This window comes from Peribacillus sp. FSL E2-0159 (assembly GCF_038643155.1).
Lineage (GTDB): Bacteria > Bacillota > Bacilli > Bacillales > DSM-1321 > Peribacillus > Peribacillus simplex.
Map to the genome: position 1 here is coordinate 432,153 of NZ_CP152053.1, position 22,288 is coordinate 454,440.

Genomic DNA, 22,288 nt, shown 5'->3' on the forward strand with positions numbered 1-22,288 from the left:
TGTAAAATACGTGATATTGAAAACGTATGAAATAATAGTGATAATGTGAATCTGTGAATCTCGGGAGGTAGAGAATGATTTATAAGCAGGTCAATCAAAAACTGGAAATGGTTCTAGGGAATATCGAAAAGGTGATTATCGGAAAACGGGATATAGCAGAACTAAGCATCGTGGCACTCCTTTCCGGTGGACATGTCTTATTGGAGGATGTTCCGGGTGTGGGAAAGACAGTCATGGTAAGGGCACTGGCAAAATCAATAGGTGCAAGCTTTAAGCGAATTCAATTCACACCTGATTTACTTCCTTCTGATGTTACTGGTGTTTCAATCTTCAATGCTAAGGAACAAGAATTCATTTTTAGGCCAGGTCCGATAATGGGACATATTATTTTAGCTGATGAAATTAACCGGACCTCGCCGAAAACTCAGTCTGCATTGCTTGAAGCCATGGAAGAGGCAAGTGTGACGATTGATGGTGTAACAAGGGGATTGGAGAAGCCCTTCTTCGTAATGGCGACACAAAATCCGATCGAGTACGAGGGAACATATCCGCTTCCGGAGGCTCAATTGGATAGATTCCTATTAAAAATGAGAATGGGCTATCCAGGTGTGGAAGAAGAGATAGAGGTTCTTCATAGGGTTCAATACACAGCACCGCTAGAGGAACTGGAATCCGTCATCACCTTGGATGAATTGATAGAATTACAGGCTGAGGTAAAAGCGGTGATAGTGGATGACACAATAAAACGATATATTGTTGAATTGGCGAATCATACACGTACGCATGAAGGGGTTTATTTAGGGGTAAGCCCGCGTGGGTCGATAGCATTGATGAAGGCAGCCCAAGCTTACGCGCTGATCCAGGGCAGGGACTATGTTCTGCCGGACGATGTTCAATATTTAGTTCCATTCGTATTTTCCCACCGGCTTATTTTGAAACCTGAAGCGAGTTATGATGGCTTCGATGCTGGAATGGTGATACATGAAATTGTCGCGACAACACAAGTGCCTGTGAAGCGGGCTGTGACCTAATGCGCAAAATCATCAACATTTTAAGGGGAAATATGGGTGTGATCGGACTTGTATTACTAATAACCGTTTCCTTTTGCTATGCAATGTTTCAAGGCGGTTTTGTCAGTTGGTTCATTTTTTATTCATTTTTGCCGTTTTCTGTGTACGCTTTGATCCTGCTGTTTTATCCGCTGCATGATTTTACCGTTGAGAGAAAGGTCAATAAAAGGGAATGCCAGGCCGGCGAATCTGTTGAGATAGCATTGACGTTTACCCGTAAAAACCGGCTGCCCCTATTATTTATGGTGGTAGAGGAGGAATTGCCTCAGGAGATGGAAGATAGGGGTTTCCAAAGGAAAATAATTATCTTTCCGGGATTCAAGCGTACCTTCAGCATGTCATATACATTGGAAAACTTGCAGCGCGGAGATCATTCGTTTCAATCGATCCGCTTTTGGATTGGGGACTTTTTCGGGCTAGTCGAAAAGGAAGCGATATATAGTTCACCTTTGAAAATAACTGTTTTTCCTCGTTATCATGAGCTTGCCTACAGTGATCTTGATCGAGTGTTCAATCAGGGGGCAGTGGTTTCAACAAAGAAAACACAACGGGAACATTCAGTGGTCTCCGGGGTAAGGGAATATCAGCCAGGCGATCAGTTGTCATGGATTAACTGGAAGGCGACGGCTAGAACGAGTGAAATCATGACGAAGGAATTCGAAGTGCAGAAAAACCGGGATGCATTCATCATGCTTGATGAAAAGCCTTCGGAATTATTTGAAGAATCCATTGTAATGGCGGCTTCCATTGCACACGCCATGTTGAAGAAAGGCATGGAAATTGGGTATGTGAGTATGGGATCGAGGTTAATCATACCGGCAGCAGCAGGAAATAACCAGAAACGAAAGATTCTTTACCGACTTGTTAAAGAAGAGCCAAGTGATTCAAACGCATTGAACGAAAATGTCAGGAAGGGAATTCTTCCGGCAAATGCTGCTGTGATATTCATCGTTTCAGACTTAACCTTAGAAAAGGTGGACATATTGAGTGCTTTCCGGCCTAATCAGGGATTAATGGTATGTGTAAAGAAACAGGCAGATCTTACTGATCAGGAAAGGTTGTCAAGTTCTACAGCTGTTTCGAGGGGGATAAAGGTTAGCTTTTTTGAACATGGCCAACTAAAGTCTGTCAGATCAGAGGTGATGGCGAAATGAATGTCACAAGCGAAAGATTGGAAAGGTTCATGCACGTCCTCATGTATGTATTTGGTCTGTTGTTGATTACTGAATGGTTAAGGCCTGTCGATAAACTCACCGATACAGGTAATATCATCATTTTTATCTTATTTTTGCTCTATTCCCTACTACTGCATTATTTCCGCATACATTGGTCAATCCGATTTATTCTCATTAGTGCTTATATAATGATTTCATTACAGTTCCTCCATTCAAAAGACGCTTTATTTCAATTGTCATGGCTGAAAGGATTTCTAGCGGATTTTAAGGGCAATCTTGGTTTTATATATGATGGGAATTGGGAGTTGATCACAAATCCATTTCGAACGTTACTATTTTTTGTCCTTCTTTGGCTTGTAACATATTTGATTCATTACTGGGTGATGGTGAGGCAAAGCATCTTTTTCTTTTTTATGTTAACGGTGATTTTCATATCTGTACTTGACACATTCACTCCTTATGTGGGGGACAAGGCAATGATTAGAATCATCATCATCGGGTTCTTGATGCTTGGCCTGCTGTCCCTGCTGCGACTAACGATACAGGAGAGGATTAAGTTTCCGATTTCTTCCATCAATAAGTGGATCTTGATGCTGACCGGCATGATATTGGTAAGTGTCCTTGTTGGTTTCGCTGCCCCAAAGCTTTCTCCGCAGTGGCCGGACCCGGTGCCTTATATTACTTCTTATTCTGATAAAGCGGGGAATGAAGACGGTGATTCGAAGCGTAAAAGTGTCGGATATGATGAAGACGATTCGGATCTTGGCGGTTCGATAGAGCCGGATAATTCCATCGTTTTTTATAATAATGCTCCTGCAGGACATTACTGGAAAGTCGAGAACAAGGATATTTATACCGGTAAAGGGTGGGTTTCCTTACTGGAAACGGACTTTCACACTTTTTCCAACGGGCAGGATATGGCATCTTTAGATATTTACGACGTTCCTGAAGTGGTAAGAACAGAAGAAATGACGGCAAAAGTGTCCATGACGGAATCATATTCCCATATCCTTCATCCGCAGTCCGGGTATTTAAAAAAGATTGAGGGCAAAAACGGAATGGATTTCAAATATTATCAGGGTATGGACAAAGTTATTTCCGAACAGGGTACTGGCGAACCACTGTCCATGAAAGAGTATGAGTTGGTTTATGATATGCCGAGTTTTGATATAGCTGAGTTAAGGAAGGTAACGGAACCCGACGAAGCGATGGATTTATTAATGGAAAAAAACACTCAGCTTCCAGAGGGATTGCCAAACCGGATATATGAATTGGCATCCCGGCTTACAAGGAGTGAAACGAATTGGTACGATAAAGCAAAAGCCATTGAGAATTATTTTGACGGACCTGAATTCATTTATTCTAAGGACGATATTCCGTATCCGGAGAGCAATCAAGATTATGTCGATCAATTCTTATTCGAGACACAGATAGGTTATTGCGATAATTTTTCAAGTGCAATGGTCGTTTTACTAAGAGCCGCCAATATTCCTGCAAGGTGGGTAAAGGGCTATACGGAAGGCGAAAAATCAATCCTTGATGGCGAATCCGTTTATAAGGTGACCAATAATAATGCACATTCCTGGGTCGAGGTTTATTTTTCAGGGATAGGCTGGGTTCCCTTCGAGCCGACAAAGGGTTTCAATGGGGAAGTTGAATTTTACGATTCGGAATTGAAACAGGAAGTGATCAAGAACCCTGAAGAAACCCCAATTAATGAAGAGCAACCAAAGAAAGAGACCAGGGAACGCCAGGACACACCAGAGAGGGAAACTCAATCTTCCGTGAAAATTGGTATTGAGAACATGGAAGGGTTCTTAAAATGGACTGCTACCACACTGTCAGGTTTATTGATTCTCGCTTCTATTGGTTATTTCTTCAGAAGGAAGTGGATTCCTCATCTGCAGATTTTTCGTTATAGAAGGAACTCCAGTGCTCATTTCTCGACAGCTTATTTAATATTATTGAAACAATTAAAACGAGCGGGTTTAGTTCGTCCGGAGGGGCAAACTTTAAGGGAGTACGCCGCTTATGTGGATGCAGTGTACGATACAGATGAGATGAGTGAATTGACGGCTGGATACGAGTTAATGTTATATCGGGGAGACGTGGAAGATGGCGAATGGAAACACTTTCAAAAGGGTTGGGAAAGCTTAATGAGAAAAACTAGCTCTTGACCAGGTTTTTATTATATTGATACAATAACAAAAACTAACTTAAACTAATATATCCTTCATATATCCTCGATAATATGGATCGAAAGTTTCTACCGAATCACCGTAAATGATTTGACTATGAAGGCGGATTTTAACAGGAAAGCTGAAAATCTGCCTTCGTCTATACTTTTTCTGTATTTTTGAGGGTGGATTTTTAGTTTTTCTTTTTTTATGATAATATTTTTTATAAGAAATTATCACTCGATTTTATGAGTGAATTACATTGATAGAGGTGACGTTTGTGCCGGGGAAAACAGAATTGCAAAAAAACCAGGAAATGATCGTAGTACTTGATTTCGGAAGCCAATATAATCAATTGATCACTCGTCGTATCCGCGAATTTGGTGTGTACAGTGAGCTTCATCCTCATACAATTACTGTAGAAGAAATCGAGAAAATGAACCCAACTGGAATAATTTTCTCAGGGGGTCCGAACAGTGTTTATGATGCAACTGCATTTGGTTGTGATGAACGCATATTCGAAATGGGCCTACCGATTTTCGGTATTTGTTATGGCATGCAGCTAATGACTAAACATTTTGGCGGTAAAGTGGAACCAGCGAAAAACCGTGAATACGGAAAAGCGACACTTGCCATCCAAAATGAGTCTAAGTTATTCAGTGACCTGCCGAAAGAACAAATCGTCTGGATGAGCCATGGCGATTTAGTAGTGGAAACGCCTGAAGGTTTCAAAATTGATGGGACGAACCCGTCTTGCCCAATTTCGGCTATGAGTGACGAGTCACGTAAATTGTATGCCGTGCAATTCCATCCTGAAGTCCGTCATTCCGTATACGGTAATGACATTTTGAAAAATTTCGTATTCGGCGTTTGTGGCTGCAAAGGTGACTGGTCAATGGAGAACTTCATTGAAATCGAGATGGAGAAAATCCGCCAAACGGTCGGAGATAAAAAAGTGTTATGCGCTTTGAGCGGCGGAGTTGATTCATCCGTTGTTGCTGTATTGATCCATAAAGCGATTGGCGATCAGCTGACATGTATTTTCGTTGATCATGGATTACTTCGTAAAGGGGAAGCCGAAGGTGTAATGGAAACATTCAGAGAAGGCTTCAATATGAACGTAATCAAGGTCGATGCAAAAGAACGTTTCCTATCGAAGCTTGCTGGCGTTTCAGATCCGGAACAAAAACGGAAAATCATCGGTAACGAGTTCATCTACGTATTCGATGACGAAGCAACGAAGCTCGAAGGGATTGATTTCCTTGCACAGGGTACACTTTACACAGACATTATTGAAAGTGGTACGGCCACTGCACAAACAATTAAATCGCATCACAACGTTGGCGGTCTGCCGGAAGATATGCAATTTAAATTGATTGAGCCTTTGAACACTCTATTCAAGGATGAAGTGCGTGCACTTGGAAGTGAAATGGGCATTCCAGATGAAATCGTTTGGCGTCAACCGTTCCCGGGTCCAGGTTTAGGTATTCGTGTATTAGGTGAAATTTCAGATGAAAAACTTGAAATCGTTCGTGAATCTGACCATATCTTACGTGAAGAAATTAAAAAGAATGGTTTGGAACGCGAAATTTGGCAGTATTTTACGGTGCTTCCTAACATTCGAAGCGTAGGGGTAATGGGCGATGCGCGTACGTATGACTATACAATCGGGATCCGTGCAGTTACATCCATTGACGGAATGACTTCCGATTGGGCAAGAATTCCATGGGATGTACTTGAAATCATCTCAACGAGAATCGTTAATGAGGTAAACCATGTAAACCGCGTCGTGTATGACATTACGTCTAAGCCGCCTGCAACGATCGAGTGGGAATAGAACATTAATCATCCAATCAGTGAAGGAATTAACCTTCACTGATTTTTTTTGGTTAAAAATTTTGAATATGTCGTTTACTTACATTTCACGTATGTTGGCGAATATATAGTGGTGATAAGTAAGGAATATATAGCGAAACGCGAACATTGCCTAAAATTACATAAAAAATATTCGGTTGATATATTGACGATTATTTTGGTGACTGATACACTATACCTATAATAATAAAAAAACATAATTGTCGTATAATATTGGGGATATGGCCCAAAAGTTTCTACCAAGCTGCCGTGAACGGCTTGACTACGATGTGGATGGATTGGCGAGGATAAATCGCCACTTCTGTACATGACCGCAGTCAAGCCCCGTTCGGAACCGAATGGGGCATTTTCTGTTGGCACGATTTTATGATAGGGGAGACTCATAATGAAAAATTATTTTCGGTTTAACGAGCTGGGAACCAATTATCGCCGTGAAATACTTGGTGGACTGACTACGTTCCTTTCAATGGCATATATCCTGGTTGTTAACCCTGTAATGCTGACTTTACAAAGTATCGAGGACTATCCGGATGAATTGAGAATGGACTACGGAGCGGTTTTTGCAGCGACCGCCTTAGCAGCTGCAATCGGCTCGATATTGATGGGACTCATAGCCAGGTATCCAATCTCGCTTGCTCCGGGTATGGGATTGAATGCTTTCTTTGCTTTTACCGTTGTACTTGGTTTTGGAATTCCTTGGCAGACGGCTTTATCAGGAGTATTGATTTCAGGTATTATCTTCGTTTTGCTTTCCCTATCGGGAATACGTGAGAAAATCATTAATGCAATTCCAGTTGAATTGAAATACGCAGTTGGAGCCGGTATCGGTTTATTCATTACTTTTGTAGGGTTTCAGAATGCTGGAATCATCACGAATGATGACAGCGTTCTTGTCGGACTGGGTGACTTAACATCAGGGAATACTTTATTGGCTGTGTTTGGTATTGTGGTAACCGTCATTTTGATGACGAGAGGCGTCAAAAGCGGCGTGTTCATAGGGATGGTCATTACAGCCATTGCAGGAATGATTTTTGGACAAGTTCCGGTACCGGAGAAAATAATCGGTGCTGTTCCTAGCATAGCACCTACATTCGGAGTTGCGTTCGATGCCTTTGGAAATCCCGGTGATCTCTTCACTGGTCAAATGTTAATCGTAATATTGACCTTCTTGTTCGTAGCTTTCTTCGATACAGCGGGTACGTTGGTGGCTGTCGCGCAACAAGCTGGATTGATGAAGGATAATGTTCTTCCTAGAGTGGGAAAAGGATTACTTGCTGATTCATTATCCATCGTTTCAGGTGCAATTCTTGGTACATCCACCACGACATCTTATGTAGAGTCTACATCTGGTGTAGCTGCTGGTGCTCGAAGCGGTTTTGCGGCTGTGGTGACAGGTTTACTGTTTATCCTATCCCTTTTCTTCTTCCCGCTTCTTTCGGTTGTGACATCTGCGGTGACTGCGCCGGCATTGGTTATAGTCGGAGTACTAATGGCATCATCACTTAAAAATATTGACTGGCAGAAGTTCGAAATTGCGGTTCCGGCCTTCTTTACGGTTATCATGATGCCTATGACATATTCAATTGCGACAGGTATAGCTTGTGGATTCATCTTCTATCCGATCACTATGTCGATGAAAGGAAGAGCTAAAGAGGTTCACCCAATCATGTGGGGGCTTGGAGTCGTCTTCCTACTATATTTCATTTTCTTGAAGTAATAATGCAAGTAAGTAAGGAGAGTCCTGGTTTCGGGGCTCTTCTTTCATGTTGTAAGAGAAAGCTCATATCGTGTATAGTAAAAGGACTAAGTACTAAGTACTTTATCCTGTATGGGGCATAGGGATGACTTTGAGAAAAAAAGAGGGAGAAAAATGAATGGTTTTATCGTTGAAAAGGTTTTGAACAATAATGTGGTGATTGCCACGCATCCGTCGTATGGAGAAGTCGTTTCTATTGGAAAGGGCTTGGGCTTCAACCGAAAGAAAGGCGAAGAGTTGAGTCCGGAACTGGCGGAGAAAACGTTTGTCCTGAAAAATGTTAAGGAACAGGAAAGTTACAAAAAACTTTTGCCGCAGATCGATCAAAATCTTCAAGCTGCCATTATAGAATCCATTCATCTCATTAATGACCGAGTAACTGGAAAACTCAATGAACATATACATGTTGGTTTAACAGATCATTTATTGTTCGCCCTTCAGCGTGTTTCACAAGGAATGACTATCAAAAACCCATTCTTGAAAGAAACGATAACCCTTTATCCTTTTGAACATGATATTGCTGTTGATGTAATCGAATTAATTCAAGATAAGACAGGCATAGGCCTACCACAAGGGGAAATCGGTTTTATTACGCTTCATATTCATAGCGCAATATCAAATAAAGACTTATCGGAAGTCAATCAGCATTCGCAGTTAATCTATCATCTTATCCAAGTCGTTGAAGAACAGCTCAAAGTACAAATTAATAAGGATAGCATAGACTATTCACGTTTGGTCCGTCATTTAAGATTCATGATAGACAGGGTGTTGGCTGGGGAAAAAGTAGAGGAGCCCGAAAAAATTGCATTGCTATTGAAAGAAGAATATCCTTTGTGTTACAATATCGCTTGGAAGCTAATAAAAATTATGCAGCAGAAATTAGGCAAACCGGTTTGTGATGCGGAAGCTGTCTATCTAACGATGCATATCCAACGATTACAGAAGAAAATAAAATAAACATACATTAACTTACGTGTTACTGATTCGATCAGGCATAAGTGAGGAGAATGATTGTTATGAAAGAGGGTATTATATACCTGAATTTTCATTTCAATCCTATCTTTGCTTATGCCTTTTTTGTATTTGAATTCTGATGCGTGGGAAGATGAATACCATCGTTAAATGTAACCGTTTTATTAGCATGGAAAAACAGTAAAGAGGAGGAAAACCTATGTTTAAGAAGTTGTTTGGTGTTTTGCAAAAAATCGGAAAAGCTTTGATGCTTCCTGTAGCCATTTTACCAGCGGCCGGAATTTTGCTTGCGTTTGGTAATGCATTGCAAAACGAAACTTTGTTGGATATCGCCCCGTTTCTTGCGAGTGGCGGAGTGGAAATGGTCGCATCGGTAATGGAGAATGCCGGAAATATTATTTTTGGGAATCTTCCCTTGTTGTTTGCTGTGGGGGTCGCAATTGGGTTAGCTGGCGGAGATGGTGTTGCCGGCCTGGCGGCGATTATCGGGTTCTTGATTATGAATGTAACAATGGGAACTGTTCTTGGGATTGACGCTGCCGACATTGAGAACAATGGTGCAGTGTATAGCAATGTTCTGGGAATCCCGACGTTGGGAACTGGCGTGTTCGGCGGTATTATTGTCGGTGTCATGGCTGCTGTTATGTATAATAAATTTTATGAAATTGAACTGCCTTCTTATTTAGGATTCTTTGCAGGTAAACGTTTTGTACCAATTGTAACAGCCGCAAGTGCAGTTATTCTTGGGTTGTTGATGATTTTAGTTTGGCCGACGATTCAATCAGGGTTAAATTCATTTTCCGAAAATATGTTGGGTGCTAATCTGACTCTGGGAGCTTTCGTGTTTGGGGTTGTAGAACGTGCACTGATTCCTTTTGGATTGCATCATATTTTCTATTCGCCATTCTGGTTCGAATTTGGCAGCTATATCCCTCAAGGCGGGGGAACGCCAGTCAGAGGAGACCAAGCCATCTTCATGGCACAAATTAAAGATGGCGTACAGAATTTAACGGCAGGTACTTTCATGACTGGTAAATATCCATTTATGATGTTCGGATTACCAGCTGCGGCTTTGGCCATTTATCATGAAGCAAGACCGGAAAGAAAGAAAATAGTCGGGGGCTTGATGGCTTCTGCGGCACTTACATCTTTCTTGACTGGGATTACTGAGCCACTAGAATTTGCCTTCTTATTTGTTGCACCGGTACTTTTCGGGATTCACTGTCTGTTTGCAGGTCTATCATTCATGACTATGCATTTACTGGACGTAAAAATCGGGATGACGTTCTCGGGCGGGTTGATCGATTACGTTCTGTTTGGTTTAATTAATCCTCAAACTAATGCTTGGATTGTTATTCCGGTTGGTTTGGCCTTTGCGCTTATCTATTACTTTGGATTCCGATTTGCGATAAGGACGTTTAACCTAAAAACTCCTGGTCGTGAAGTGGACGAGGACGAGGAAGCGGAAGGATCTGCAAGTACAGCTGGAAGTCTCCCTGGCGATATCTTGGATGCTATGGGCGGAAAAGAAAATATTTCTCACTTAGATGCTTGCATTACCCGTCTTCGTGTATCAGTCAATGACATCGGTAACGTTGATAAAAATAGGCTGAAAAAACTTGGTGCCGCTGGAGTTCTGGAAGTGGGCAATAACATCCAAGCAATCTTCGGACCGCGTTCAGAAACGATCAAGGGGCAAATGAAAGATATCATCGATGGAAAAAGGCCTCGTAAAGTAGAAGCCTCTCCTGAAGAGGGCGTGGAAAAACAAATCGAGGATATCGTCCCGAAACCTTTACGGACGGATGAAGTTTCCGAGCGATTCGTTTCACCTATTAAAGGGGAATTAAAACCGATCACGGAAGTACCTGATGCAGTTTTTGCTGAAAAAATGATGGGTGATGGGTTTGCCATTGTACCGGAGGAAGGATTGGTTGTTTCTCCTGTAGACGGTACGATCGTTAACCTATTCCCGACTAAACATGCAATAGGCATCGTTTCCGAAGCTGGACGTGAAATCTTGATACATGTCGGAATCGATACAGTTAAGTTAGAAGGCAAAGGTTTCGAAGCACTTGTTGCTCAAGGAGATAAAGTGACAAGTGGACAGCCATTGCTTAAAGTTGATATAGAATATGTCAAAAACAATGCCAGCTCTATCATTACGCCAATCGTCTTTACTAACCTTTCCGAAGGTGAAAGTGTGAAGATTGAAAAGGCCGGAAATGTAGATAGGGAAGAAGCGGACGTAATTTCCATCAATAAATAATCATTAAAAATAGGAGGGTAGCTATAATCAGCTGCCCTCCTGTTTTTTGATAATTCGTTAGCAGGGTCCGGCTTCTATAGAAAGAAAGTAGTGTATATATAGAAGAAGATAGTGGTTAATGAAAAAAAGAGGGGGATTTTAAAAGATTAAATTGACTTATCTATATGCAGGTGCTAATATATTAAATACACCGCTTGAGACAAAAAAGACAAGCAAGTAAATGATAACTTGTTGTTGACTTTATGTTTGAAAGGTGTTAAACTAATTAAGTCGCTAAAGAAGCGATGGAAAATATTGCTCTTTGAAAACTGAACAAAACAAAGCGCCAACGTTAAATTTTAAGTGAGCACACACTATCAAAAAAGCAAAATGAGCAAGTCAAACATTTCTTCGGAGAGTTTGATCCTGGCTCAGGACGAACGCTGGCGGCGTGCCTAATACATGCAAGTCGAGCGAATCGACGGGAGCTTGCTCCCTGAGATTAGCGGCGGACGGGTGAGTAACACGTGGGCAACCTGCCTATAAGACTGGGATAACTTCGGGAAACCGGAGCTAATACCGGATACGTTCTTTTCTCGCATGAGAGAAGATGGAAAGACGGTTTACGCTGTCACTTATAGATGGGCCCGCGGCGCATTAGCTAGTTGGTGAGGTAATGGCTCACCAAGGCGACGATGCGTAGCCGACCTGAGAGGGTGATCGGCCACACTGGGACTGAGACACGGCCCAGACTCCTACGGGAGGCAGCAGTAGGGAATCTTCCGCAATGGACGAAAGTCTGACGGAGCAACGCCGCGTGAACGAAGAAGGCCTTCGGGTCGTAAAGTTCTGTTGTTAGGGAAGAACAAGTACCAGAGTAACTGCTGGTACCTTGACGGTACCTAACCAGAAAGCCACGGCTAACTACGTGCCAGCAGCCGCGGTAATACGTAGGTGGCAAGCGTTGTCCGGAATTATTGGGCGTAAAGCGCGCGCAGGTGGTTCCTTAAGTCTGATGTGAAAGCCCACGGCTCAACCGTGGAGGGTCATTGGAAACTGGGGAACTTGAGTGCAGAAGAGGAAAGTGGAATTCCAAGTGTAGCGGTGAAATGCGTAGAGATTTGGAGGAACACCAGTGGCGAAGGCGACTTTCTGGTCTGTAACTGACACTGAGGCGCGAAAGCGTGGGGAGCAAACAGGATTAGATACCCTGGTAGTCCACGCCGTAAACGATGAGTGCTAAGTGTTAGAGGGTTTCCGCCCTTTAGTGCTGCAGCTAACGCATTAAGCACTCCGCCTGGGGAGTACGGCCGCAAGGCTGAAACTCAAAGGAATTGACGGGGGCCCGCACAAGCGGTGGAGCATGTGGTTTAATTCGAAGCAACGCGAAGAACCTTACCAGGTCTTGACATCCTCTGACAACCCTAGAGATAGGGCTTTCCCCTTCGGGGGACAGAGTGACAGGTGGTGCATGGTTGTCGTCAGCTCGTGTCGTGAGATGTTGGGTTAAGTCCCGCAACGAGCGCAACCCTTGATCTTAGTTGCCAGCATTCAGTTGGGCACTCTAAGGTGACTGCCGGTGACAAACCGGAGGAAGGTGGGGATGACGTCAAATCATCATGCCCCTTATGACCTGGGCTACACACGTGCTACAATGGATGGTACAAAGGGCTGCAAACCTGCGAAGGTAAGCGAATCCCATAAAGCCATTCTCAGTTCGGATTGTAGGCTGCAACTCGCCTACATGAAGCCGGAATCGCTAGTAATCGCGGATCAGCATGCCGCGGTGAATACGTTCCCGGGCCTTGTACACACCGCCCGTCACACCACGAGAGTTTGTAACACCCGAAGTCGGTGAGGTAACCTTTATGGAGCCAGCCGCCTAAGGTGGGACAGATGATTGGGGTGAAGTCGTAACAAGGTAGCCGTATCGGAAGGTGCGGCTGGATCACCTCCTTTCTAAGGATAATTACGAGAGCGCTTTTGTTTTGTTCAGTTTTGAATGAGTAATTCATTCAAATAAGAAAGACAAGCATCACGATGTGATGGATTCTTTCTGCTTTGTTCCTTGAAAACTAGATAATAGATAGAAGGCAATTAATTTTTTTCAAAGCATCTGTAAGATCTTTTTTAACGGTTAAGTTAGAAAGGGCGCACGGTGGATGCCTTGGCACTAGGAGCCGATGAAGGACGGGACTAACACCGATATGCTTCGGGGAGCTGTAAGTAAGCTTTGATCCGGAGATTTCCGAATGGGGAAACCCACTGTTCGTAATGGAACAGTATCTTTACCTGAATACATAGGGTACTGAAGGCAGACCCGGGGAACTGAAACATCTAAGTACCCGGAGGAAGAGAAAGCAAATGCGATTTCCTGAGTAGCGGCGAGCGAAACGGAATTAGCCCAAACCAAGAGGCTTGCCTCTTGGGGTTGTAGGACACTCAACATGGAGTTACAAAGGAACGGGGTAAATGAAGTGATCTGGAAAGGTCCGTCAAAGAAGGTAAAAACCCTGTAGTTGAAACTTCGTTCCCTCCTGAGTGGATCCTGAGTACGGCGGGACACGAGAAATCCCGTCGGAAGCAGGGAGGACCATCTCCCAAGGCTAAATACTCCCTAGTGACCGATAGTGAACCAGTACCGTGAGGGAAAGGTGAAAAGCACCCCGGAAGGGGAGTGAAATAGATCCTGAAACCGTGTGCCTACAAGTAGTCAAAGCCCGTTAATGGGTAATGGCGTGCCTTTTGTAGAATGAACCGGCGAGTTACGATTTCATGCGAGGTTAAGTTGATAAGACGGAGCCGCAGCGAAAGCGAGTCTGAATAGGGCGAATGAGTATGAGGTCGTAGACCCGAAACCAGGTGATCTACCCATGTCCAGGGTGAAGTTCAGGTAACACTGAATGGAGGCCCGAACCCACGCACGTTGAAAAGTGCGGGGATGAGGTGTGGGTAGCGGAGAAATTCCAATCGAACCTGGAGATAGCTGGTTCTCTCCGAAATAGCTTTAGGGCTAGCCTCAAGATGAGAGTATTGGAGGTAGAGCACTGATTGGACTAGGGGCCCCCAACGGGTTACCGAATTCAGTCAAACTCCGAATGCCAAATACTTATTCTTGGGAGTCAGACTGCGAGTGATAAGATCCGTAGTCGAAAGGGAAACAGCCCAGACCACCAGCTAAGGTCCCAAAGTATACGTTAAGTGGAAAAGGATGTGGAGTTGCTTAGACAACCAGGATGTTGGCTCAGAAGCAGCCACCATTTAAAGAGTGCGTAATAGCTCACTGGTCGAGTGACTCCGCGCCGAAAATGTACCGGGGCTAAACGTATCACCGAAGCTGTGGATTGACACCGTATGGTGTCGATGGTAGGAGAGCGTTCTAAGGGCGTTGAAGTCAGACCGGAAGGACTGGTGGAGCGCTTAGAAGTGAGAATGCCGGTATGAGTAGCGAAAGAAGGGTGAGAATCCCTTCCACCGAATGCCTAAGGTTTCCTGAGGAAGGCTCGTCCGCTCAGGGTTAGTCGGGACCTAAGCCGAGGCCGAAAGGCGTAGGCGATGGACAACAGGTTGATATTCCTGTACCACCTATACATCGTTTGAACGATGGGGGGACGCAGAAGGATAGGGTAAGCGCGCTGTTGGATATGCGCGTCCAAGCAGTTAGGCCGGAAACGAGGCAAATCCCGTTTCCATTAAGGCGGAGCTGTGATGGCGAGGGAAATATAGTACCGAAGTTCCTGATTCCACGCTGCCAAGAAAAGCCTCTAGTGAGATGTAAGGTGCCCGTACCGCAAACCGACACAGGTAGGCGAGGAGAGAATCCTAAGGTGTGCGAGAGAACTCTCGTTAAGGAACTCGGCAAAATGACCCCGTAACTTCGGGAGAAGGGGTGCTTTTTAGGGTGAATAGCCCAGAAAAGCCGCAGTGAATAGGCCCAGGCGACTGTTTAGCAAAAACACAGGTCTCTGCGAAGCCGCAAGGCGAAGTATAGGGGCTGACACCTGCCCGGTGCTGGAAGGTTAAGGGGAGAGGTTAGCGCAAGCGAAGCTTTGAACCGAAGCCCCAGTAAACGGCGGCCGTAACTATAACGGTCCTAAGGTAGCGAAATTCCTTGTCGGGTAAGTTCCGACCCGCACGAAAGGTGTAACGATCTGGGCACTGTCTCAACGAGAGACTCGGTGAAATTATAGTACCTGTGAAGATGCAGGTTACCCGCGACAGGACGGAAAGACCCCGTGGAGCTTTACTGCAGCCTGATATTGAATTTTGGTACAGCTTGTACAGGATAGGTAGGAGCCTGAGAAGCCGGAGCGCTAGCTTCGGTGGAGGCGTTGGTGGGATACTACCCTGGCTGTATTGAAATTCTAACCCGCGCCCCTTATCGGGGTGGGAGACAGTGTCAGGTGGGCAGTTTGACTGGGGCGGTCGCCTCCTAAAGAGTAACGGAGGCGCCCAAAGGTTCCCTCAGAATGGTTGGAAATCATTCGTAGAGTGTAAAGGCACAAGGGAGCTTGACTGCGAGACCTACAAGTCGAGCAGGGACGAAAGTCGGGCTTAGTGATCCGGTGGTTCCGCATGGAAGGGCCATCGCTCAACGGATAAAAGCTACCCCGGGGATAACAGGCTTATCTCCCCCAAGAGTCCACATCGACGGGGAGGTTTGGCACCTCGATGTCGGCTCATCGCATCCTGGGGCTGTAGTCGGTCCCAAGGGTTGGGCTGTTCGCCCATTAAAGCGGTACGCGAGCTGGGTTCAGAACGTCGTGAGACAGTTCGGTCCCTATCCGTCGCGGGCGCAGGAAATTTGAGAGGAGCTGTCCTTAGTACGAGAGGACCGGGATGGACGCACCGCTGGTGTACCAGTTGTCTTGCCAAAGGCATAGCTGGGTAGCTACGTGCGGACGGGATAAGTGCTGAAAGCATCTAAGCATGAAGCCCCCCTCAAGATGAGATTTCCCATGGCGCAAGCTAGTAAGATCCCTGAAAGATGATCAGGTTGATAGGTCAGAGGTGGAAGCGTGGCGACATGTGGAGCTGACTGATACTAATAGATCGAGGACTTAACCAACGCTTTAAAAAAATGAAATACCTTCTTATTATCTAGTTTTGAAGGAACAACGTTCCTTTCATGTTTGGTGGCGATAGCGAAGAGGTCACACCCGTTCCCATTCCGAACACGGCAGTTAAGCTCTTCAGCGCCGATGGTAGTTGGGGGTTTCCCCCTGTGAGAGTAGGACGCCGCCAAGCCATTTAAAAAGATCAGCCATCCGGCTGGTCTTTTTTGTGTTCATAAGGTCATGAAAAAAGATGGCAGTTTTCACATACAGTGTTGCTTTCTTGACCATATAATAAAAGGCTGCTTTAAAAAATCTTGTCGTTATTTAATTTCTCTTCATATTGAATGTGATGCTTGGTATCCTGTATTGGATTATCTTGTTGTATATCGTCACCTTTGATTCCCATTGTGATGTCATCATAAGGTGTGTATCTATTTGAAGGCGTTGATTCCTTTTTAATCAGCCGATAGCAAACAAAGCCTATTACAGAAATAACAAATAAAGTATAAACATATGCCATTTAATCACTCCTTAAATAAGATTACTTACTACTATATTTTATTATATCCTATAATATTCCTTTATTTGAAAACAACAAACTTTACAATATGAAAACAGCGAGAAAGATAATAACCTTTAAGGCTTTGTCGGGATACCTTCAAGTGTGTATTTTCTTTTAGCAAAACGGACCTTGAAACCATTCTTGATCTAATTTTGAGAAAAAGAATTATTTATTGTGAAATGTGTTGACTTTATGGTGCGAAAGGATTAATATAAATAAGCACCAACTAAGACAAACGAAAAACTTCATCGCTTTTGGCTGATTGCTGAAAAGAAATAATAACTATTGACTTCTTACTATGAAAATGATAAGATGAAATGGTCGCTGAAAAACACAGCGATTTAAAATAAGTTAAAAACTTCGCAGAAGTTGACAACTAATCAATAAGATGTTATGATGAATAAACAGCCGTTCGAAAGAACGATTGTGAAAATTGCTCTTTGAAAACTGAACAAAACAAAGCGCCAACGTTAAATTTTAAGTGAGCACACACTATCAAAAAAGCAAAATGAGCAAGTCAAACATTTCTTCGGAGAGTTTGATCCTGGCTCAGGACGAACGCTGGCGGCGTGCCTAATACATGCAAGTCGAGCGAATCGACGGGAGCTTGCTCCCTGAGATTAGCGGCGGACGGGTGAGTAACACGTGGGCAACCTGCCTATAAGACTGGGATAACTTCGGGAAACCGGAGCTAATACCGGATACGTTCTTTTCTCGCATGAGAGAAGATGGAAAGACGGTTTACGCTGTCACTTATAGATGGGCCCGCGGCGCATTAGCTAGTTGGTGAGGTAATGGCTCACCAAGGCGACGATGCGTAGCCGACCTGAGAGGGTGATCGGCCACACTGGGACTGAGACACGGCCCAGACTCCTACGGGAGGCAGCAGTAGGGAATCTTCCGCAATGGACGAAAGTCTGACGGAGCAACGCCGCGTGAACGAAGAAGGCCTTCGGGTCGTAAAGTTCTGTTGTTAGGGAAGAACAAGTACCAGAGTAACTGCTGGTACCTTGACGGTACCTAACCAGAAAGCCACGGCTAACTACGTGCCAGCAGCCGCGGTAATACGTAGGTGGCAAGCGTTGTCCGGAATTATTGGGCGTAAAGCGCGCGCAGGTGGTTCCTTAAGTCTGATGTGAAAGCCCACGGCTCAACCGTGGAGGGTCATTGGAAACTGGGGAACTTGAGTGCAGAAGAGGAAAGTGGAATTCCAAGTGTAGCGGTGAAATGCGTAGAGATTTGGAGGAACACCAGTGGCGAAGGCGACTTTCTGGTCTGTAACTGACACTGAGGCGCGAAAGCGTGGGGAGCAAACAGGATTAGATACCCTGGTAGTCCACGCCGTAAACGATGAGTGCTAAGTGTTAGAGGGTTTCCGCCCTTTAGTGCTGCAGCTAACGCATTAAGCACTCCGCCTGGGGAGTACGGCCGCAAGGCTGAAACTCAAAGGAATTGACGGGGGCCCGCACAAGCGGTGGAGCATGTGGTTTAATTCGAAGCAACGCGAAGAACCTTACCAGGTCTTGACATCCTCTGACAACCCTAGAGATAGGGCTTTCCCCTTCGGGGGACAGAGTGACAGGTGGTGCATGGTTGTCGTCAGCTCGTGTCGTGAGATGTTGGGTTAAGTCCCGCAACGAGCGCAACCCTTGATCTTAGTTGCCAGCATTCAGTTGGGCACTCTAAGGTGACTGCCGGTGACAAACCGGAGGAAGGTGGGGATGACGTCAAATCATCATGCCCCTTATGACCTGGGCTACACACGTGCTACAATGGATGGTACAAAGGGCTGCAAACCTGCGAAGGTAAGCGAATCCCATAAAGCCATTCTCAGTTCGGATTGTAGGCTGCAACTCGCCTACATGAAGCCGGAATCGCTAGTAATCGCGGATCAGCATGCCGCGGTGAATACGTTCCCGGGCCTTGTACACACCGCCCGTCACACCACGAGAGTTTGTAACACCCGAAGTCGGTGAGGTAACCTTTATGGAGCCAGCCGCCTAAGGTGGGACAGATGATTGGGGTGAAGTCGTAACAAGGTAGCCGTATCGGAAGGTGCGGCTGGATCACCTCCTTTCTAAGGATAATTACGAGAGCGCTTTTGTTTTGTTCAGTTTTGAATGAGTAATTCATTCAAATAAGAAAGACAAGCATCACGATGTGATGGATTCTTTCTGCTTTGTTCCTTGAAAACTAGATAATAGATAGAAGGCAATTAATTTTTTTCAAAGCATCTGTAAGATCTTTTTTAACGGTTAAGTTAGAAAGGGCGCACGGTGGATGCCTTGGCACTAGGAGCCGATGAAGGACGGGACTAACACCGATATGCTTCGGGGAGCTGTAAGTAAGCTTTGATCCGGAGATTTCCGAATGGGGAAACCCACTGTTCGTAATGGAACAGTATCTTTACCTGAATACATAGGGTACTGAAGGCAGACCCGGGGAACTGAAACATCTAAGTACCCGGAGGAAGAGAAAGCAAATGCGATTTCCTGAGTAGCGGCGAGCGAAACGGAATTAGCCCAAACCAAGAGGCTTGCCTCTTGGGGTTGTAGGACACTCAACATGGAGTTACAAAGGAACGGGGTAAATGAAGTGATCTGGAAAGGTCCGTCAAAGAAGGTAAAAACCCTGTAGTTGAAACTTCGTTCCCTCCTGAGTGGATCCTGAGTACGGCGGGACACGAGAAATCCCGTCGGAAGCAGGGAGGACCATCTCCCAAGGCTAAATACTCCCTAGTGACCGATAGTGAACCAGTACCGTGAGGGAAAGGTGAAAAGCACCCCGGAAGGGGAGTGAAATAGATCCTGAAACCGTGTGCCTACAAGTAGTCAAAGCCCGTTAATGGGTAATGGCGTGCCTTTTGTAGAATGAACCGGCGAGTTACGATTTCATGCGAGGTTAAGTTGATAAGACGGAGCCGCAGCGAAAGCGAGTCTGAATAGGGCGAATGAGTATGAGGTCGTAGACCCGAAACCAGGTGATCTACCCATGTCCAGGGTGAAGTTCAGGTAACACTGAATGGAGGCCCGAACCCACGCACGTTGAAAAGTGCGGGGATGAGGTGTGGGTAGCGGAGAAATTCCAATCGAACCTGGAGATAGCTGGTTCTCTCCGAAATAGCTTTAGGGCTAGCCTCAAGATGAGAGTATTGGAGGTAGAGCACTGATTGGACTAGGGGCCCCCAACGGGTTACCGAATTCAGTCAAACTCCGAATGCCAAATACTTATTCTTGGGAGTCAGACTGCGAGTGATAAGATCCGTAGTCGAAAGGGAAACAGCCCAGACCACCAGCTAAGGTCCCAAAGTATACGTTAAGTGGAAAAGGATGTGGAGTTGCTTAGACAACCAGGATGTTGGCTCAGAAGCAGCCACCATTTAAAGAGTGCGTAATAGCTCACTGGTCGAGTGACTCCGCGCCGAAAATGTACCGGGGCTAAACGTATCACCGAAGCTGTGGATTGACACCGTATGGTGTCGATGGTAGGAGAGCGTTCTAAGGGCGTTGAAGTCAGACCGGAAGGACTGGTGGAGCGCTTAGAAGTGAGAATGCCGGTATGAGTAGCGAAAGAAGGGTGAGAATCCCTTCCACCGAATGCCTAAGGTTTCCTGAGGAAGGCTCGTCCGCTCAGGGTTAGTCGGGACCTAAGCCGAGGCCGAAAGGCGTAGGCGATGGACAACAGGTTGATATTCCTGTACCACCTATACATCGTTTGAACGATGGGGGGACGCAGAAGGATAGGGTAAGCGCGCTGTTGGATATGCGCGTCCAAGCAGTTAGGCCGGAAACGAGGCAAATCCCGTTTCCATTAAGGCGGAGCTGTGATGGCGAGGGAAATATAGTACCGAAGTTCCTGATTCCACGCTGCCAAGAAAAGCCTCTAGTGAGATGTAAGGTGCCCGTACCGCAAACCGACACAGGTAGGCGAGGAGAGAATCCTAAGGTGTGCGAGAGAACTCTCGTTAAGGAACTCGGCAAAATGACCCCGTAACTTCGGGAGAAGGGGTGCTTTTTAGGGTGAATAGCCCAGAAAAGCCGCAGTGAATAGGCCCAGGCGACTGTTTAGCAAAAACACAGGTCTCTGCGAAGCCGCAAGGCGAAGTATAGGGGCTGACACCTGCCCGGTGCTGGAAGGTTAAGGGGAGAGGTTAGCGCAAGCGAAGCTTTGAACCGAAGCCCCAGTAAACGGCGGCCGTAACTATAACGGTCCTAAGGTAGCGAAATTCCTTGTCGGGTAAGTTCCGACCCGCACGAAAGGTGTAACGATCTGGGCACTGTCTCAACGAGAGACTCGGTGAAATTATAGTACCTGTGAAGATGCAGGTTACCCGCGACAGGACGGAAAGACCCCGTGGAGCTTTACTGCAGCCTGATATTGAATTTTGGTACAGCTTGTACAGGATAGGTAGGAGCCTGAGAAGCCGGAGCGCTAGCTTCGGTGGAGGCGTTGGTGGGATACTACCCTGGCTGTATTGAAATTCTAACCCGCGCCCCTTATCGGGGTGGGAGACAGTGTCAGGTGGGCAGTTTGACTGGGGCGGTCGCCTCCTAAAGAGTAACGGAGGCGCCCAAAGGTTCCCTCAGAATGGTTGGAAATCATTCGTAGAGTGTAAAGGCACAAGGGAGCTTGACTGCGAGACCTACAAGTCGAGCAGGGACGAAAGTCGGGCTTAGTGATCCGGTGGTTCCGCATGGAAGGGCCATCGCTCAACGGATAAAAGCTACCCCGGGGATAACAGGCTTATCTCCCCCAAGAGTCCACATCGACGGGGAGGTTTGGCACCTCGATGTCGGCTCATCGCATCCTGGGGCTGTAGTCGGTCCCAAGGGTTGGGCTGTTCGCCCATTAAAGCGGTACGCGAGCTGGGTTCAGAACGTCGTGAGACAGTTCGGTCCCTATCCGTCGCGGGCGCAGGAAATTTGAGAGGAGCTGTCCTTAGTACGAGAGGACCGGGATGGACGCACCGCTGGTGTACCAGTTGTCTTGCCAAAGGCATAGCTGGGTAGCTACGTGCGGACGGGATAAGTGCTGAAAGCATCTAAGCATGAAGCCCCCCTCAAGATGAGATTTCCCATGGCGCAAGCTAGTAAGATCCCTGAAAGATGATCAGGTTGATAGGTCAGAGGTGGAAGCGTGGCGACATGTGGAGCTGACTGATACTAATAGATCGAGGACTTAACCAACGCTTTAAAAAAATGAAATACCTTCTTATTATCTAGTTTTGAAGGAACAACGTTCCTTTCATGTTTGGTGGCGATAGCGAAGAGGTCACACCCGTTCCCATTCCGAACACGGCAGTTAAGCTCTTCAGCGCCGATGGTAGTTGGGGGTTTCCCCCTGTGAGAGTAGGACGCCGCCAAGCCATTTAAAAAGATCAGCCATCCGGCTGGTCT

8 protein-coding genes, 6 rRNA genes and 2 riboswitches are annotated in these 22,288 nt (G+C 45.7%); of the genes, 13 read left to right on the top strand and 1 reads right to left on the bottom strand.

Annotation, left to right across the window (positions count from 1 at the left end; translation table 11 throughout):
• Window positions 1-74: 74 nt before the first annotated feature.
• The 10 genes from NYE63_RS02225 (at window position 75) to rrf (NYE63_RS02270) (ending at window position 16,520) form a co-directional block, all read left to right on the top strand.
• Window positions 75-1,031, top strand: a complete 957-nt coding sequence (locus NYE63_RS02225) for a MoxR family ATPase (protein WP_342603913.1) — start codon at window positions 75-77, stop codon at window positions 1,029-1,031.
• Window positions 1,031-2,224, top strand: a complete 1,194-nt coding sequence (locus NYE63_RS02230) for a DUF58 domain-containing protein (protein ID WP_342603914.1) — start codon at window positions 1,031-1,033, stop codon at window positions 2,222-2,224. Before NYE63_RS02225 ends, NYE63_RS02230 begins: the two co-directional genes overlap by 1 nt.
• The gene (locus NYE63_RS02235) at window positions 2,221-4,422 is read left to right on the top strand and encodes a DUF4129 domain-containing transglutaminase family protein (RefSeq protein ID WP_342603915.1); all 2,202 of its coding nucleotides are present in this window, start codon (window positions 2,221-2,223) and stop codon (window positions 4,420-4,422) included. Before NYE63_RS02230 ends, NYE63_RS02235 begins: the two co-directional genes overlap by 4 nt.
• A 36-nt stretch (window positions 4,423-4,458) precedes the next feature.
• A riboswitch (purine riboswitch) is annotated at window positions 4,459-4,560 on the top strand.
• Window positions 4,561-4,702: 142 nt separating this feature from the next.
• Complete coding sequence (gene guaA, locus NYE63_RS02240; protein WP_342603916.1) at window positions 4,703-6,259, top strand: glutamine-hydrolyzing GMP synthase; 1,557 nt, start codon at window positions 4,703-4,705, stop codon at window positions 6,257-6,259.
• Between the two features lie 221 nt (window positions 6,260-6,480).
• A riboswitch (purine riboswitch) is annotated at window positions 6,481-6,582 on the top strand.
• Window positions 6,583-6,682: 100 nt separating this feature from the next.
• Window positions 6,683-8,014: an NCS2 family permease gene (locus NYE63_RS02245; protein WP_342603917.1), complete on the top strand. Its 1,332-nt coding sequence runs from the start codon at window positions 6,683-6,685 to the stop codon at window positions 8,012-8,014.
• 153 nt (window positions 8,015-8,167) lie between these two features.
• Window positions 8,168-9,010, top strand: a complete 843-nt coding sequence (locus NYE63_RS02250) for a transcription antiterminator (RefSeq protein ID WP_342603918.1) — start codon at window positions 8,168-8,170, stop codon at window positions 9,008-9,010.
• Between the two features lie 214 nt (window positions 9,011-9,224).
• Complete coding sequence (gene ptsG, locus NYE63_RS02255) at window positions 9,225-11,294, top strand: glucose-specific PTS transporter subunit IIBC (protein ID WP_342603919.1); 2,070 nt, start codon at window positions 9,225-9,227, stop codon at window positions 11,292-11,294.
• A gap of 387 nt (window positions 11,295-11,681) precedes the next feature.
• A 16S ribosomal RNA gene (locus NYE63_RS02260) occupies window positions 11,682-13,232 on the top strand.
• A gap of 176 nt (window positions 13,233-13,408) precedes the next feature.
• A 23S ribosomal RNA gene (locus tag NYE63_RS02265) occupies window positions 13,409-16,341 on the top strand.
• 63 nt (window positions 16,342-16,404) lie between these two features.
• Window positions 16,405-16,520, top strand: a 5S ribosomal RNA gene (gene rrf / locus NYE63_RS02270).
• A 114-nt stretch (window positions 16,521-16,634) separates the two neighbouring features.
• Here the strand turns inward: rrf (NYE63_RS02270) and NYE63_RS02275 are convergent.
• Window positions 16,635-16,850 (bottom strand): DUF3951 domain-containing protein, encoded by a 216-nt coding sequence (locus NYE63_RS02275; RefSeq protein WP_342603920.1) that lies wholly within the window; start codon window positions 16,848-16,850, stop codon window positions 16,635-16,637.
• A gap of 568 nt (window positions 16,851-17,418) precedes the next feature.
• On the opposite strand from NYE63_RS02275, the gene NYE63_RS02280 reads away from it, so the two are divergent.
• The 3 genes from NYE63_RS02280 to rrf (NYE63_RS02290) all read left to right on the top strand — a co-directional run bounded on the left by NYE63_RS02280 (window position 17,419) and on the right by rrf (NYE63_RS02290) (window position 22,257).
• Window positions 17,419-18,969, top strand: a 16S ribosomal RNA gene (locus tag NYE63_RS02280).
• Window positions 18,970-19,145: 176 nt separating this feature from the next.
• Window positions 19,146-22,078 (top strand): 23S ribosomal RNA (locus NYE63_RS02285).
• A 63-nt stretch (window positions 22,079-22,141) separates the two neighbouring features.
• Window positions 22,142-22,257, top strand: a 5S ribosomal RNA gene (gene rrf / locus NYE63_RS02290).
• The 16S, 23S and 5S rRNA genes sit together here, the layout of an rRNA operon.
• Window positions 22,258-22,288: the final 31 nt, after the last annotated feature.

Coding starts and splice junctions, on each gene's coding strand:
- NYE63_RS02225 (WP_342603913.1), top strand. CDS start 75: ATGATTTATAAGCAGGTCAATCAAAAACTGGAAATGGTTCTAGGGAAT.
- NYE63_RS02230 (WP_342603914.1), top strand. CDS start 1,031: ATGCGCAAAATCATCAACATTTTAAGGGGAAATATGGGTGTGATCGGA.
- NYE63_RS02235 (WP_342603915.1), top strand. CDS start 2,221: ATGAATGTCACAAGCGAAAGATTGGAAAGGTTCATGCACGTCCTCATG.
- NYE63_RS02245 (WP_342603917.1), top strand. CDS start 6,683: ATGAAAAATTATTTTCGGTTTAACGAGCTGGGAACCAATTATCGCCGT.
- NYE63_RS02250 (WP_342603918.1), top strand. CDS start 8,168: ATGAATGGTTTTATCGTTGAAAAGGTTTTGAACAATAATGTGGTGATT.
- ptsG (WP_342603919.1), top strand. CDS start 9,225: ATGTTTAAGAAGTTGTTTGGTGTTTTGCAAAAAATCGGAAAAGCTTTG.
- NYE63_RS02275 (WP_342603920.1), bottom strand. CDS start 16,850: ATGGCATATGTTTATACTTTATTTGTTATTTCTGTAATAGGCTTTGTT.